Raw genomic sequence first — 15806 nt, 5'->3', positions numbered from 1 at the left:
ATTTAAAAAGACTACTATATGTGATATATTTACAGTAAAGAATTTGTAAGTCGCTAAATGTAAATATATAAGCTAATGGGGGGTTTTAAAATGGATACAAAGAAATTTGAAGAATTTAGAGGCAAAATCAAGGAAAATATAGGTAAAGTTATAGTAGGCAAAGGAGACAGTGTTGATAAAATTATAGTAGCTTTTATATGTTCTGGGCATGTGCTTATTGAGGATGTTCCTGGACTAGGCAAAACGAAGCTTGCGAAAAGTCTTTCAAGCTCTATGAATTGCAATTTTAAGAGGATACAGTTCACACCAGATTTACTGCCTTCGGATTTAACTGGAATATATTATTATAACCAAAAAAATCAGGACTTTGAGTTTAGGTCTGGACCACTTTTAAGTCAAATAGTTTTAGCTGATGAAATTAATAGGGCTACACCTAGAACACAGTCAGCACTTTTAGAGTGTATGGAAGAGAGACAAATTACTGTGGAGGGTAATACTATAAAACTCCAAAGACCATTTTTCGTAATTGCTACTCAAAATCCAGTGGAACAGTTTGGAACCTTTCCATTACCAGAGGCACAATTAGATAGATTTTTTATGAAGCTTTCATTAGGGTATCCAGATGCCAGCGAGGAGAAAGCTATGATGAATAGATTTATGACAGCGGATCCATTAAATGACCTTCAGGCTGTGATTACTATGGAAGATATAGAGTATGTTCAAAATAATTATACTATGGTACATGTTAGCGAAGAAATAAAAGATTACATAATAGCAATAGTTAGTGCTACAAGAAGTCATAAGGAAGTGGAGCTTGGATGTAGTCCAAGAGCTACACTAAATATGATGAAGGGAAGCCAAGCACTTGCGGCGGTGCTCGGGAGAGACTATGTAATTCCAGAGGATATAAAGGAACTTGCAGTTTCTATCTTAGGCCATAGGTTAATGCTCAAGAACGATTTAGGACAGGGAAATAAGAGTAAAACACTTATAGAAGAAATAATAAGTACTATTCAAGCTCCACTCGAAAAGTTATAGGGGGCAAACTATGTTTATACAATTTGCTCTGATATTGGCCATACTAACTATTATTTTTTTTATAGGTGAGTATACACGAAAAAAAGGTTTTGATAACCTGAAAATCAGTAGAAATATTGATAAAGATAGAGTATTACCTGGTGAGGAATTCAAACTAGCTACAACCATTGAAAATAATAAACGGCTACCTATATCATTTTTAATGTTAAGTGAAAAAATGCCAGGGGATATAGAATTTGTATCAGACAGTAATAAATTTAAGGAAGGGGCGGATTTGTGGCATTTAAGTAAATACACTATAAGTTGGTATGAAAGAAAAAGAAGAATTTGTAAATTGAAGTGTAACAAAAGAGGAGCCTACATTTTAAGAGATATTAATGTTACTGTAGGAGATTTATTTGGACGCTCTGCAGAAACAGTAGCAGTAGAAGACTTCCTAGAAATTTTGGTTTATCCTAAACTTATTAATATGAATAATGTTGAGTTTGCAAATACCAATTTACAAGGTAATAATTATGTTAAGAGATGGATTCATAAGGACCCCTTATATATTAAAGGCATAAGAGAGTATAACGTAGAGGATAGAATGAAGGATATTCATTGGAAATCTAGTTTGAAAATGGACAGGCTTATGGTAAAAGAATACGATTTCACATCAGATAGAGACCTTACAATAATAGTAAACGGTCAATGTGGTGAGCCTTATTGGGGTACCATTCAACCAACACTTATAGAAAATGGAATTACAGTGGCGGCATCACTGGCGTCTAAAGCAATTAAAGAAGGCGTACCTTCAGGAATGTGGACTAACTGTCAATTGGTGGGAATGCAAAAGAAAATCATTAATGAAATTTCACCTGATATTAATGCTCTTAGAAAAATAATGGAACTTAGTGCCAGGATGAGTTATAGTATTACTATTAAATTTAGTGATTATTTAAGAAGTAAAATAAAAGATTTAAATCCAAATTCTACTTATGTAATTATTACGCCATATTTAGATGAAGACACTGTTGGTATTTTATCTAAATTGAAAAGAAAGGGCATTTTAATTAAAATAATAGATGTTTCTTTAGAATCCACTGTGACCTACATTTCAGGTATTGAAAAGATTGATTATAAAGGTGGGATTACGGTATGAGCTGGTATAGAAAAGTAAAAAGTATGTATAGTATAAGCTTTGTTACTATTTCTTTTATAATTTGGTCAACTTTAAGTAGATGGTTATTTGAAAACCTAGTGGATTATAAACTGTTTTTAATAACCTTGTGTATTGTTTTTTTTACACAATATCTTAATAGCGTGAAGTTAAAAAAGAATCTTTTTATACTAGTGACTTTGGGACTTAATATAGTAGCTTCTTCCATATTATTCAAAGGGAAAATCATTTTTATAAATATAATTTTCTTGTTATTTATTGCTTTAATAACTTATTCATTGGAGGATAGCCCTATAGATTACTATCAATATAAACAAGATATAGATAAGTCTATGGTAGTTTTAGTATTTATTTGGATGGCTTCATTTACATTAGGAAGTGACTTTGTAAATGCAATGTATAGGTTTCATGTTCTCTATATAATCATGATCATTATACTTATGAGAGAAACTCGAAGATATATATATTCGGTTAAAAGCAATACATCTATAGTTACGAATATAATTATAGGCATATCAGTACTTACACTATCTTTAGATTTTGCTAACAAAATTATTGCGAAGGCCTTAGATATGCTTATAAAACTAGTAAATTTTATTATGTTCTTTATTGTATTCCTTTTAACTACAGTTTTTGGTGCACCGATAAGTTGGATTTCTGAAAAAATAAAGCAACTTCTCCTGAAAAGTGAAAATAAGTTCACATTAGAAGGTAGCGCAGCTGGGGAGAGTTTAAAGAAGCAGTCCGATATGTCTAAATATCAAAATATTAATATACCACCGGTGATTATTTTAATTTTTAAAATTCTAATTTTACTACTTATTCTATATGTAATATATAAATTTTTATCCAGGTTTAGAAATAAAACAAAAATATATAAGGGATTTGTAGAAGAAAAGGAAAGAATTGTTAAAAAAAAGAACAAAAAACATTGGGTTAAAAACTTATTTGATAAAATTTTTCAAGGTGGCGAAAGTAATAGAGATAAGATTCTTTACACATATAGAGGCTTTGAGAAAATAACTGAGGGGGCAGATATTTATAAGCCTTATATGACTGCGTCGCAACTAAAGAATGTAACTAAAATTAATGTGGATAATTCTGATAGCTTAGATGAAATGACACTGGTATATAACGAAGCTAAGTTCTCATTGCATACTATGACTCAGGAAAATGTGGAAAGCGTTAGAAAGGGACATAGTAACATTAAAAAGCAACTATAAAGTCAAAACACGGGAAAATAAAGAACAAGTCAGTGTGCTAGTATACTTGACTTGTTATTTATTTTGCTGTGTTTTAGTATAGTTTGGATTTAATTAGCCACACTAAATAGAGAGGACTTAAAATTCTCAACTAATTTATTATAGTGGGGGCCATAGGGTTATGAGTGACATAGATTACAATAATAAGAGTTATCTAAATAAGGCTTATAAAAATTTTTCAGAGCTAGTGTATGTTGTGTCTACTAAAGAACTGCAGTATTTTATTACAAAGGGCGAATTTACTAATTATTTCAACTATAAAATGAGAAAAATGTTATCAGAAATTAGTGATCAGAAAAATGGTTTGTTAGATGCTAGCATTTTTTTTAACACAGAGGGTGAAATAACTTTGATAGATGCTGAGATAATTGGCAAGTTTATCCAGGATAATTATGTGTTAAAAATGCTAGAGTATTATAAGAATACTTCATTAAATAAAATTATTAGAGAGGTAGTTAATGGCAGTGAAAAAGCAAAAGGCGATTACATTTTAATTTCATACTCTATACTATACAATACCTTAAATGAATTATACAAAACTATTAGCTGTAAAAAAGCTAATACTATTGTGTATAAAAATCGTTATGAACTAGAGGAATATTACAAGGAAGATTGTACTATGGTTATTGCAGTGTTATTAATATTGGAAGATTTATGTAAATACATTGGTGTGGATAGGTACAAAATGCTAAAAGAAATAAAGGGAAAAAAATACAAATAACATTATTGGATTAAAAAATATATAAAACATTTATCGGAATAAAAGGATATTATGCTAAATATTTACAAAATAATTATATTTTTCATTATATTATGGGTCAAATAAAAAATAGTTGCAGTTTTTCAAAATATATTCAATTTAAAATATAAAAACTTTTAGATATATTTATGATGATTTCGACAAAATAAGCTAATGTATATATAATGATATGCCTGTGGATACTTTGTTAATAATAACATTATGGGCACAAAAGGTTGAAGTTGTCAGTTTTAAGAGATAATACATTTGAAGCCATTTCATGAAATGACAGATTTTTCTGAAAAATAATGTTACTATATTTTCAATAACATAACACAAGGGGGACGAATATGGTAGTTTTAGAAAGTTTATCTAAAAAAGTAACAGAGGTTGATGTAAAGCATAATTATTTTTATAGATTAGTAAAGAGTCAGGTTTCTGTTTCAATGGATAATGAATCTACTGAAGTACAAGCCTATGGTATTGAGATTGAAAGACAAGACATCATTGATGATACAGTGGTATTTATAGAGAGGGATTGCGTTGAAAACATAAGTCCTCAAAGACATAAAGTTAAAAATCTTATAAAAATGCTATATGAAAATACAGTATCACCTATTCATATGATTGATATACTAGGTGACTATATAGATGAGTATATTAGCGATTTTGATGAGATGTTAAAAAACATTGGTACTTGCTAATATTTTCAAAAATCGCCACGGGCTCTGGTGACTTTAGTAATGAGTTAGTGGCGATATATTATTAAACTAAGATGGCGAGGAGGTTTCTCCTCTTTTTGTTATATAAAAAAATTATAGCTTGATAATAGAAGTACATAGGATGAAAATTTTGTTATTATTTTACTAATAAAATATATTGTCAATACCCACTACCCTAAAGGTATAGTAGGTTCCTGCTAAGTTTTTATTAATAATACTATAAATAATTATAATTTTATTATATTATTGTAGTATTAGTAAAGTTAAAATATGTGTTTAATCAAATATAAAAATTATAGTGTACAGATTAAAGATTGGGAGTGATAGTTTTGATTATTGGAGTAGGTACTGATATTATTGAAATACGTAGAATAGAAAAGGCTATGGTCGCCAACAATAGTTTTTTAGAAAAAATTTTTACAGCAACTGAATTAGAATATCTTAAAAGTAGAAATTTGAGGCCGGAATACGTGGCTGGAAGATTTGCTGCTAAAGAAGCAGTAGCTAAAGCTTTAGGTACTGGATTTAGGGGGTTTGATTTTAGAGATATTGAAATTGACAGGACAACCCTTGGAAAACCAATAGTAATTTTAAAAGGCAAAGCAAAGTTAATAGCTAAAAAAGAGGGGAAGTATAACATTCATCTTAGCATATCTCATGGGGAAGATAGTGCAATTGCTTATGCTATATGGGAAGTTGAAAAAAATGAGGAAGTGTAAAAATAGACAAGGATAATGATTTATTGTCATTATTAATTTTTGTAATAGTATGAAAGAAGTAGTAATAGTATTAGTAGTAGAGTGATTTGTTATGGTAGATAACAGGGGTAAGCCTATCTGCTCTAGAGAAATGCTAGGAGGATAACAATGAAAAAAAAATTACTGGTACTTTTAATACTTTTACTTACTTTGAGCTTCACACTAATGACTTCCTGTAATAAAAAACCTAAGAATACTAATGACATTTTAACTTTTTTAAAAAATATGGAAAGTTATACTACAGAAATGAACATGGATATAAAGAATGATAAGCAGACCATTAACTATAAGGCAAGGCAATCCTATTTGAGAGGAGGCGGATACAAACTAGAGCTAAACAATAGCAGAGTATTTATTTATAAAGCAAATGATAATATTTATATTAGTGATAAAAATAATGGAGCAAAGTATGTACAGAGCAAAGATTTTGATGAAGTGCTTAAACTTTGTTTTATTGGAGAATACATAGGATTATTGTATACCAATGAGGAAATAAAATATTCAATTAAAAAGATTAATGACGTTGAATATTCAGTAATCGATTTATTTATACCTGGTGGCAACAAAAATATTAATAATGCATTGCTGTATGTTAATACTAAGAGCATGATACCAGAAAAATTGGTTATTTACGATATTAAGGGTAAAGAAAAAATTAACATAACATATTCGAATTTTCTTCCAAACGTAAGAATTGAACCATCAGAGTTTCTAACGACATTTCAGAAGAAAAGTATCCCATTTCTATAAGTGGGAGTTACAAGCTACGACAAAAAGTAAATTTCAATAACAGATGAGGTGAAGATCATGTTTAGACATTTAAGGCCTGTATGGGCAGAGGTTGATTTAGATAAATTAGCGTATAATATGAGAGAAATTAGAAGGGTAGCTAGAAGCGCAAATATCATAGCAGTTGTAAAGGCAGACGCCTATGGGCACGGGGCTATAGATGTGGCTCCAGTGCTCCTGCAAAATGGTGCTGATAGATTAGCTGTAGCTGTAGTAAGTGAAGCAGTGGAGCTTAGACGTTCAGGCATAGAATGCCCAATAATGATTTTAGGGTTTACACCACCAAATTTAATAGATGATTTATTAAAATATAACATTGAACAAGCTGTATACTCTTATGAATTTGCAAGTGAATTATCAAAAATGGCTCACAAGAAAAATAAAATAGCTAAAATTCATATAGTGATAGATACAGGTATGGGCAGGATAGGTTATCTACCAAATGATGAAAGTGCAGAAGAAGTATATAATATTAGCAAGCTACCTAATATAATTATAGAAGGCATGTTTTGTCACTTTTCTTCCGCAGATGAAGAGGATAAGACTTATACCTATAATCAAGTTAAGAAATACAATTATTTTTATGAAAAGTTAAAAGAGAAAAAAGTGAACATAAATATAAGACATATGGCCAATAGTGCTGCTATTATAGATTTACCAGAAACACATTATGAGGCAGTACGACCAGGAATAATATTATATGGCTATTATCCTTCTGAAGAGGTGAATAAGGACAATATAAATTTAAAACCTGTAATGACATTAAAAACAAATGTAGTACACATAAAAAGTTTGCCACCTGGAGAATACGTGAGTTATGGAAGAAAGTTTAAAACGGAAAAAGAAAGTATTATAGCTACACTTCCAGTTGGCTATGCGGATGGGTATACAAGGCTCCTATTTCAAAAGGGAAAGGTTATTATAAATGGAAGCTTTGCTCCAGTAATAGGTAGAATTTGCATGGATCAATGTATGATTGATGTTACTAATATTTCTGGAGTGAAGATTGGCGATGAGGTTATACTAATGGGTGAAGATGAGAATAATAAATTTACAGCAGATACAATAGCGCAGCTAATAGGAACTATAAACTATGAAATAGTTTGTATGGTTGGTAAAAGAGTTCCTAGAGTCTACATTAGCGAAGGTAAAGTTGTGAAAATAAGAAATTACGTGTAATATTAATGCATTATATGTAAAATAAACTATTTATGCGTAAAAATCTTGTTGTAAAAGGGTGAAAATACCCATAATTTCTTTGACAGATTGACATAGGTTGAATTATAATATATTTTGTACATATTGTTGTTTAAGCAAATGGGAGGTATTAAATTTTCTATGTCAACTTCAAAGAAATTAGTAGTAAACCTATCAGAAACACTCTATATTGAATTTAATAAGGCACTCCAGAAAGATTCTAAAAAAAGAAGTGAATTTTTTAGGGAAGCTATAATACTATATATTGAGGAAAAGAAAAGACTCAGTTATATAGATGAAATGAAACAAGGTTATTTAGAAATGGCTGAATTAAATTTAGAAATAGCTGACATGGGTTTTGAAATTGATATTAAAGATTTTAAAGATTACGAAGTTAAGCTTTCGGAGAGTGATTTGTCTAATGACAACAATAGTGAAAAGAGGAGATATATTTTATGCTGATTTGAGTCCGGTTGTAGGCTCAGAACAAGGTGGGGTTAGACCAGTAATTATAATTCAAAATGATATTGGCAACAAGTACAGTCCCACTATTATTATTGCAGCTATTACGTCACAGATAAATAAGGCAAAACTCCCTACTCATGTTGAAATTTCTTCAGAAGAGTATGGGTTAAATAAAGATTCAGTAGTTTTGCTAGAACAAATAAGAACACTGGATAAAAAAAGATTAAAAGAAAAAATTGGTCATATGACTGATAGCGATATGAAAAAAGTAGATACTGCGATTTTAATTAGTGTAGGTTTATAAAATGAATAAGGGCAATCATTGCCCTTATTTTATTTTATGGAATAATAGATTAATGTATTTTAATAAAACTATAGCTTTTAAAATAATCCTATAGTTATTTAATTATTTTTGTAGAATTTCTAAGAAATATGTTGTTATAGTGTATAATATTGTTATAATAATTGTGGAAGATAAATAGGAATATAGGTAGATAACTATTATTAATGTTTCAAAGAAATACTAGGAGGAATACATATGGAAAAAACAGTAGAAAGATTAAAAGCAATTGCAAGGCAAGTTAGAAAAAATATAATAACTATGATTACAGAGTCATGTTCTGGTCACCCAGGTGGATCATTATCCTGTGTTGAAATTATAACTGCATTATATTTTAATGAGATGAATGTAAGCGTACAAAATAAAAATGACCCTAACAGAGATAGATTTGTACTATCAAAGGGACACGCTGCACCAGCATTATATAGTGTGCTTGCTGAAAAGGGTTTTTTTGATAAGGACGAGCTAATGGGACTGAGAAAATTAGGATCAAGGCTTCAAGGGCATCCTAATATGAATACTATTCCTGGAGTAGATATGTCTACAGGATCACTGGGACAAGGTATTTCAGTAGCAGTAGGTATGGCACTAGCTGGAAAACTTGATAAAAAAGAATATAGAGTGTATTCCTTACTTGGAGATGGAGAGCTTGCTGAAGGTCAAGTATGGGAAGCTACGATGTCAGCTGCACATTATAAGCTTGACAACCTAACGGCTTTTGTAGATCATAATGGACTTCAAATAGATGGCACCGTTTCTGAGGTTATGGGTTCTGATCCAGTAGATGCTAAATTTGCAGCTTTTGGATGGAACACTATATCTGTGGATGGTCATGATTTCGCTTCAATTAAAAATGCTATAGAAGAAGCTAAAAAAACAAAAGGAAAACCAACAGTTATAATTTGTGAAACCATAAAGGGTAAAGGCGTGTCCTTCATGGAAAATGAAGCTAGCTGGCATGGCACGGCTCCAAGTAAAGAGCAGTGCCAAATAGCTTTAGAAGAAATTGGGGGTGCACTATAATGGGTAAAATTGCAACAAGAGAAGCTTATGGCAGCGCACTCGCTAAATTAGGACTAGAAAATGAAAATATAGTTGTTTTAGATGCGGATTTGTCTAAATCTACTAAAACTGCAGATTTTAAAAAAGTTGCGGAAGATCGATTTATAAATATGGGTATTGCTGAAGGAAACATGATGTCTGTAGCAGCAGGGCTTGCTACCTGTGGTAAAATTCCTTTTGCAAGTACTTTTGCTATATTTGCAGCAGGAAGAGCTTTTGAGCAAATAAGAAATTCTATTTGTTATCCGAAATTAAATGTTAAAATTTGTGCCACACACGCAGGTTTAACTGTAGGGGAAGATGGAGCGTCTCATCAAGCGATAGAGGATATAGCACTAATGAGAAGCATTCCCAACATGGTAGTTATAAGCCCAAGTGATAACATTGAAACGCAGGCAGCCATAGAAGCTATTGCGAAATACAATGGACCTTGTTATGTAAGGTTAGGAAGAATGGGTGTTGAGACAATAAATGATAATCCAGATTACAAATTTGAAATTGGAAAAGCGGTAACACTTAGAGAAGGACACGACGCAACTATAATAGCTACAGGTATTATGGTAGATGCTGCTTTGGAAGCTTATAACATACTAGCAGAAGAAGGAATAAAGGTTAAAGTGTTAAATATACACACTATTAAACCAATAGATGAAGAAGCAATTGTTACTGCAGCTAGAAAAACTGGATTGATTGTTACTGCTGAAGAGCATAGCATTATAGGTGGACTTGGCTCCGCAGTAGCTGAAGTTGTTTGTTCAAACCACCCAGTACCAGTTATGAGAGTGGGAATTAAAGATACGTTTGGTGAAAGTGGTAAACCAAATGAACTTTTAAAAGCTTATGGATTAACCACAGATGAAATAGTTAAAGCTCTTAAAAAAGGACTCAGTTTAAAATAATTTTAAGGACCCCTATGTATTTATGCATAGGGGTTTTAACTATTTTACAGGATAATGTTTTTTGTGATACTTTATGATATAATACATCAAGAATAACTATGGGGAGAGGAAGAAGCATGAAAGAAGTTTTAAAGGATTTATTACATTGTTTTATACTATCATTAAAGATATTTTTAGTTCCTATAATTATGGGAGCTTTAATTGGAGTAATAAGTGGGTTAGTCAATGGTGACCTAAATCTACAAGGGGTATTAGCTTCAGTAAACAGAACAGCTATTAGAATATCTTGTTTTGGTCTTGCTATTTCAGGTATAGGTTTTGTAAAAAGAGAAATGTTAGAACCGCTAAATTATGAAGAAAAATGGATGGAATATTATGAAAAATTGAATTTAGTTGGTGTAATATTCTTTGTTTCCTTATTTATGTTAGTTTATTCAACAGTTATTGACTTAGTTTTATTTCAAATTTATTAATCATTGCTGTAGTCAGCATCTTTTGCTAATCAATCTTTAGTGCTTTAATATTACAAAGGATTTCATAATAACTCATAATTTTAATTTTATAGGAAACGATAAAGATAAACGTTATTTGTGAATTTTTAGAAAAATAAATTAGCGTATTTTGAGTAATATTCACGAAAATTTTATAATAAAATTTATTATAAGCCTAGTCCTTATGATATAATGTTGTTATGGATTTTAATGAAATGAATTACAGAAACGTGGTAAGGAGAATTAAATATGATAGAATTTAAGAAAGTAACTAAGATTTATGATAATAATGTAATAGCCTTGTCCAATGTTGATATTACTATTGAAAAAGGGGAATTTGTATTCCTTGTAGGCCCCAGTGGAGCGGGAAAATCTACTTTTATTAAAATACTTTTAAAAGAAGTAGAACCAACTACGGGTAGTGTCATTTTAAACAACTCAGATATAACGAAATTAAAAAGAGCGCAGACACCTTATTTTAGGAGAAAAATTGGAGTGGTTTTCCAAGATTTTAGATTAATTGATACCTTAAATGTTTATGAAAATGTTGCATTTGCATTGAGAGTTACAGAATGTTCTCCAAGGGATATTAGGAAAAGAGTACCTTTGGTCTTGGATTTAGTCGGATTATCAAAAAAACATATGGCTTATCCTCATGAGATTTCAGGTGGAGAGCAACAAAGAGTTTCTCTTGCTAGAGCAATAGTAAATAATCCTACATTGCTAATAGCAGATGAGCCAACAGGTAATTTAGATCCTGAAACAGCATTAGGTATCATGGATATCTTAAATGATATTAATAAGGCTGGTACTACTATAGTTATGGCAACACATGCAAAGAATATAGTAGACTCTATGAAGAAGAGAGTAATAGCTATAGAAAAAGGTGTTCTAGCTAGAGATGAGCAAAGGGGAAGATACGGTTATGAAGATTAGTACAATTAAATATTATTTTGTAGATGCACTAAAAAGTTTAAAAAGAAATAGAACTGTTAGTATGGCGTCAGTTGCTACAGTGGCAGCTACTTTATTTATTTTAGGCGTATTTTTACTAATTGTTTTTAATGTTAATGCAGCAGTGGAAGAAATAGGTTCCAAGTTACAGGTACAAATTTTTCTTAAAGATGATGTAACAATAGGTGATAAATCTGTTATTCAAAAGGCCCTTGACAATGTGCAAGGAGTTTCAGAAATTAAATTTGAAGATAAGGGCGATGCACTAGAAAAAGTGAAAAAACAATTTGGAGAAGATAGTAAATCCTTAGTGCAAGGTTTTGAGAAAAAGAACCCTTTTCCAACTTCATATGTTGTAAGTGTAGAAAAACCTGAAATAGTAGATAATGTAGTTAAGGCTGCTAAAGGATTAAAAGGTGTAGAGAAGGTTAATGATGTTAGGGGAATAGTTGATAAAATTATAAAAATAACAAATACTTTAAAGGTAGTAGGCCTGGCCTTATTTGTAATTTTAGTAAGCGTATCACTGTTCCTAATAGGAAACACAATTAAGCTTACATTATATTCTAGAAAAAAAGAAATAGGTATTATGAAATTTGTTGGAGCTACTGATTGGTTTATAAGATGGCCATTTATTATTGAAGGTATGATGCTTGGAATAGCTGGGGCAATTATTTCTACCGGAATACTATATTATGCTTATAAAATGGTTTTTCTAAAGTCTTCAGCAAATGTATTATTAGGAGTTAGTTTAATAGATCCTCATTTTATATTAAGCACTATTCTATGGCAATTTATGTTAGGCGGCATAGTTATTGGGGCCGTGGGAAGTATTATGTCCATAAGAAAATTCTTGATTGTGTAAATACAATATATTTATTTTCTTATTAGTGTTATAAATTTATTATATTTACATAAATAATATATAGAGAATTACAAAGAGGTGTATAAAATGGGCGATGAAAATAGACTTGGACAATATAAAACTGTAGAATATAATGATGTCACACACAAAACAAAGAAAACAAAATGGATTATTTGGATTATAGTTATAGTACTTGTTACTAATGCAATAACCCTATTAGTTTCAACCCAAATTTCCTTAAGAACTCCCAATGGGAAAGTAATAATTGGAAGGGACGCTTATGACCAAGTAGTAAAGTTTCAAAAACTATTTTTAGTGAGAAATAAACTATATAAGTATTATGATGGTAAAATTAGTGATGAGGTTTTAGTAGAAGGTGCTATAAAGGGCATGACTAATTCCCTAGAAGATCCTTATACAGTTTTTATGAACAAAAAAGAGTATGCAGAGTTTAATGCTACAACAGTAGGGGTGTATACAGGACTTGGCTTACAAGTAGGAGTTAAAGAAAATAATATAGTTGTAATTGCCCCTTTCGATCCATCACCAGCTAAAAGTGCAGGAATACTTCCAGGAGATGTTATTGAAAAGGTTAATGGAACAGCTGTCACAGGAAAAGAACTCGAAAAAGCTGTCACAATGATGAAAGGTAAGGAAAATGAAGCTGTCAAGTTAACTCTTAATAGAAAAGATAAAGGCAGTTTTGAAGTTAGTGTAAAACGTGCTAAAATCGATATGGTAACGGTTAAAGGTGAAATGTTAGACAAAAATATTGGATATATTCAACTTACAATGTTTGATGAAAATACTGCTAAAAATTTCAATAAAAAATTAGTGGAATTAAAAGGAAAAGGTATGAAAAGTCTAGTGTTAGATTTAAGAGGAAACCCTGGTGGTCTTTTAAATCAATGTGTAGATTTAACCTCTAATTTTGTACCTGAAGGAAAGGTTTTAGTATATACAATAGATAAGAATAAGGAAAAGACAGAATATAAGTCTAAGGGTGGTCTAGCTGTAGGCATGCCACTCACAGTATTAACTGATGAAGGATCTGCAAGTGCTTCAGAAATTTTTGCAGGAGCAATCAGAGACTATAAGGTTGGTACCTTAGTGGGAGAGAAGACCTTTGGTAAAGGCATAGTTCAAACTATGTTTTCTAGAGATGTTGATGGCTTTGATGATGGTACTGCATTAAAAGTAACTATATCAAAATATTATACTCCCAATGGAGAAAATATACATCATATTGGAATAAAACCAGAAGTTGAGGTGGTGTATCCAAAAGCACTTAAAGAGAAAGCATATGATAGAACTTTGGATCCGCAATTTAAGAAAGCTTTAGAGATAGCTAAGGGTAAAATCAAGTAATAACATACCAAGTATCTACCAATAAATTTGGTGGATACTTGGTTTTTAACAACCGTTAGAACAGCAGGCGAGGCTCATCATCGTAGGTAATGGCATCACCCTAGGTGAGCGCATCACTGTAGGTGATGTAACGCATTTACATGGGTGATATGGGGAATATATAGTTTTTCATAGCAATATGAAAGGAGAATTTTACTGAATGGACATTGCAATACATACTTTAAGAGCAGTTGCTTATGCAATTGTAGATCCTTCAAATGCGTTTATCTTAATAATGATTGGATTAATTTTTTATAATAAAAATAAGAAAATATCGATTATGCAGAGAATGATAATGGGAGAGAGTTTAGATTCACCTTTTGAGTTAACTATATCACAAATTGTAATAGGAATTATTGCAGGGGCCCTAGCAAGTCTTCTGTTTACATTTTTAGGTCTAGTTTTTGATGAGAATTCAAATATTTATTTATTGTTTATGTTGTCATTGTTTTTTATGGCATTTAAGCCTAGATTTATATGTTTTTCTTATTCTGGTGCAGTTTTAGGTATAAGCAGCCTAGTGTTTAAATATGCAGCTATCATGTTACATATGCCAAAATTGGATTTTATAAACGTAGATATTCTTACATTAATGACCTTGGTGGGTGTATTACATATTGTAGAGGGAAGTTTAGTAATGATAGATGGATCAAGAGGAGCCATTCCTGTTTTTACAAATAGAGATAATAAAATTATTGGTGGATTTGCCTTAAAAAGATATTGGGCATTACCAATCGCTATACTTGTACTTTTAAGTTCTCAGACCTCAGACCTGGTGGCAGGACAGAGCTTAATGACTCCACAGTGGATGCCTGCAATAAGAGGGGCTATAGCGGGTAAAATCTTGGAAAAGTCAATTATAGCTTCTGTTGCTCTGTATGGGGTTATTGGTTATAGCAGTATTACCTTTACTAAGAGCAAGGGCAAAAAAACTCTCTTTTCAGGAGCATTAATAATGGGATATGGCGTGCTCTTAACAGCCATATCTCAATTAGCAGTATTTGGCGTAGCTGTTCAAATTTTTATTTTAATATTTGCAGCTGCACTGCATGAAGCAATGTTGCAATTAGAAAGACATTTGGAGCTCACTTTAAAACCTAAATTTGTTAGTGACGATGAGGGAATTATGGTGCTACAGGTAGCTCCTAAATCCCCTGCTTTTGAAATGGGAATTCAAAGTGGAGATTTAATAGTCCAAATTAATGATAAAAAAGTAGAGGCTGAAGAAGAAATTTTACATGTAGTTAAAGGTAATTTTAGTTCATTATTTTTAAAAATCAAAAAACCATCTGGAGAATTAAAAGATATGAGTTATACCAATGTAGCTGGGAACAAAAGACTAGGAATAGTGATTGTACCAAGGGAGTTACCAAAAGATAACTCTGTGGTAAAGATGGATGATGAAAGCTTTAAAGATGTACTGGACAAAATGAAAGACATAGATAAGAAATAAAAGTTTTTTCTTAGATTATGCTATAAGGTCAAGTATATATTGCTAAAATGCATTCTGCGCAATATATACTTTTGTTAGCATAATCTAAGAAAAAATACCTAAAGGGAATGCGTCCTGGCAGGCTTACGAGGATTTTACATTCGCAAAAGAAGAATTTCTAAATGGAATTTCAATAGTTTCAGCGTCTCGTATTGCAAGTCACTCCA

Annotated in this window: 17 protein-coding genes; all 17 read left to right on the top strand. The window is 31.2% G+C overall.

The window, feature by feature from the left end:
- Positions 1 to 90: 90 nt before the first annotated feature.
- The 17 genes from G9F70_RS21755 to G9F70_RS21675 all read left to right on the top strand — a co-directional run bounded on the left by G9F70_RS21755 (position 91) and on the right by G9F70_RS21675 (position 15600).
- Positions 91 to 1038 carry an AAA family ATPase gene (locus tag G9F70_RS21755; RefSeq protein ID WP_164944006.1) on the top strand — a complete coding sequence of 316 codons (948 nt, stop codon included), beginning with the start codon at positions 91 to 93 and terminating at the stop codon, positions 1036 to 1038.
- A gap of 10 nt (positions 1039 to 1048) precedes the next feature.
- Entirely contained in the window at positions 1049 to 2179 is a 1131-nt protein-coding gene (locus G9F70_RS21750) for a DUF58 domain-containing protein (RefSeq protein ID WP_164944007.1), read from the top strand.
- Entirely contained in the window at positions 2176 to 3420 is a 1245-nt protein-coding gene (locus G9F70_RS21745; protein ID WP_164944008.1) for a hypothetical protein, read from the top strand. Before G9F70_RS21750 ends, G9F70_RS21745 begins: the two co-directional genes overlap by 4 nt.
- 160 nt (positions 3421 to 3580) lie before the next feature.
- Complete coding sequence (locus tag G9F70_RS21740) at positions 3581 to 4180, top strand: hypothetical protein (RefSeq protein ID WP_164944009.1); 600 nt, start codon at positions 3581 to 3583, stop codon at positions 4178 to 4180.
- Positions 4181 to 4548: 368 nt separating this feature from the next.
- Positions 4549 to 4902 (top strand): DUF6514 family protein, encoded by a 354-nt coding sequence (locus tag G9F70_RS21735; protein WP_125005256.1) that lies wholly within the window; start codon positions 4549 to 4551, stop codon positions 4900 to 4902.
- A 347-nt stretch (positions 4903 to 5249) separates the two neighbouring features.
- Entirely contained in the window at positions 5250 to 5639 is a 390-nt protein-coding gene (gene acpS / locus G9F70_RS21730) for a holo-ACP synthase (protein ID WP_164944010.1), read from the top strand.
- 147 nt (positions 5640 to 5786) lie between these two features.
- Positions 5787 to 6428, top strand: coding sequence for a germination lipoprotein GerS-related protein (locus tag G9F70_RS21725; protein ID WP_164944011.1), 642 nt, complete (start codon positions 5787 to 5789; stop codon positions 6426 to 6428).
- A gap of 57 nt (positions 6429 to 6485) precedes the next feature.
- Positions 6486 to 7646, top strand: coding sequence for an alanine racemase (gene alr / locus G9F70_RS21720; RefSeq protein WP_164944012.1), 1161 nt, complete (start codon positions 6486 to 6488; stop codon positions 7644 to 7646).
- Positions 7647 to 7805: 159 nt separating this feature from the next.
- Positions 7806 to 8126, top strand: coding sequence for a CopG family transcriptional regulator (locus G9F70_RS21715; RefSeq protein WP_125005264.1), 321 nt, complete (start codon positions 7806 to 7808; stop codon positions 8124 to 8126).
- Complete coding sequence (locus G9F70_RS21710) at positions 8086 to 8433, top strand: type II toxin-antitoxin system PemK/MazF family toxin (protein ID WP_125005266.1); 348 nt, start codon at positions 8086 to 8088, stop codon at positions 8431 to 8433. Before G9F70_RS21715 ends, G9F70_RS21710 begins: the two co-directional genes overlap by 41 nt.
- A 234-nt stretch (positions 8434 to 8667) precedes the next feature.
- Positions 8668 to 9492 carry a transketolase gene (locus tag G9F70_RS21705; protein ID WP_164944013.1) on the top strand — a complete coding sequence of 275 codons (825 nt, stop codon included), beginning with the start codon at positions 8668 to 8670 and terminating at the stop codon, positions 9490 to 9492.
- On the top strand, positions 9492 to 10430 hold the full coding sequence (locus G9F70_RS21700; RefSeq protein WP_187352959.1) for a transketolase family protein: 939 nt from the start codon (positions 9492 to 9494) through the stop codon (positions 10428 to 10430). The genes G9F70_RS21705 and G9F70_RS21700 overlap by 1 nt, the downstream gene beginning before the upstream one ends.
- A gap of 116 nt (positions 10431 to 10546) precedes the next feature.
- On the top strand, positions 10547 to 10903 hold the full coding sequence (locus G9F70_RS21695) for a hypothetical protein (protein ID WP_164944014.1): 357 nt from the start codon (positions 10547 to 10549) through the stop codon (positions 10901 to 10903).
- A gap of 267 nt (positions 10904 to 11170) precedes the next feature.
- The gene (ftsE, locus tag G9F70_RS21690; protein WP_164944015.1) at positions 11171 to 11857 is read left to right on the top strand and encodes a cell division ATP-binding protein FtsE; all 687 of its coding nucleotides are present in this window, start codon (positions 11171 to 11173) and stop codon (positions 11855 to 11857) included.
- A complete protein-coding gene (gene ftsX, locus G9F70_RS21685) occupies positions 11847 to 12740 on the top strand; it encodes a permease-like cell division protein FtsX (RefSeq protein ID WP_164944016.1) in 894 nt (297 codons plus the stop codon). The genes ftsE and ftsX overlap by 11 nt, the downstream gene beginning before the upstream one ends.
- Positions 12741 to 12827: 87 nt before the next feature.
- Positions 12828 to 14108 (top strand): S41 family peptidase, encoded by a 1281-nt coding sequence (locus G9F70_RS21680; RefSeq protein ID WP_164944017.1) that lies wholly within the window; start codon positions 12828 to 12830, stop codon positions 14106 to 14108.
- 199 nt (positions 14109 to 14307) lie between these two features.
- The gene (locus G9F70_RS21675; RefSeq protein ID WP_164944018.1) at positions 14308 to 15600 is read left to right on the top strand and encodes a PDZ domain-containing protein; all 1293 of its coding nucleotides are present in this window, start codon (positions 14308 to 14310) and stop codon (positions 15598 to 15600) included.
- The last annotated feature ends 206 nt before the right edge of the window (positions 15601 to 15806 follow it).

Source organism: Clostridium sp. FP1 (genome assembly GCF_011065975.2).
GTDB classification, from domain to species: Bacteria; Bacillota; Clostridia; order Clostridiales; family Clostridiaceae; genus Clostridium_AD; species Clostridium_AD tagluense.
This window is presented reverse-complemented; position numbering and strand designations above follow the sequence as displayed.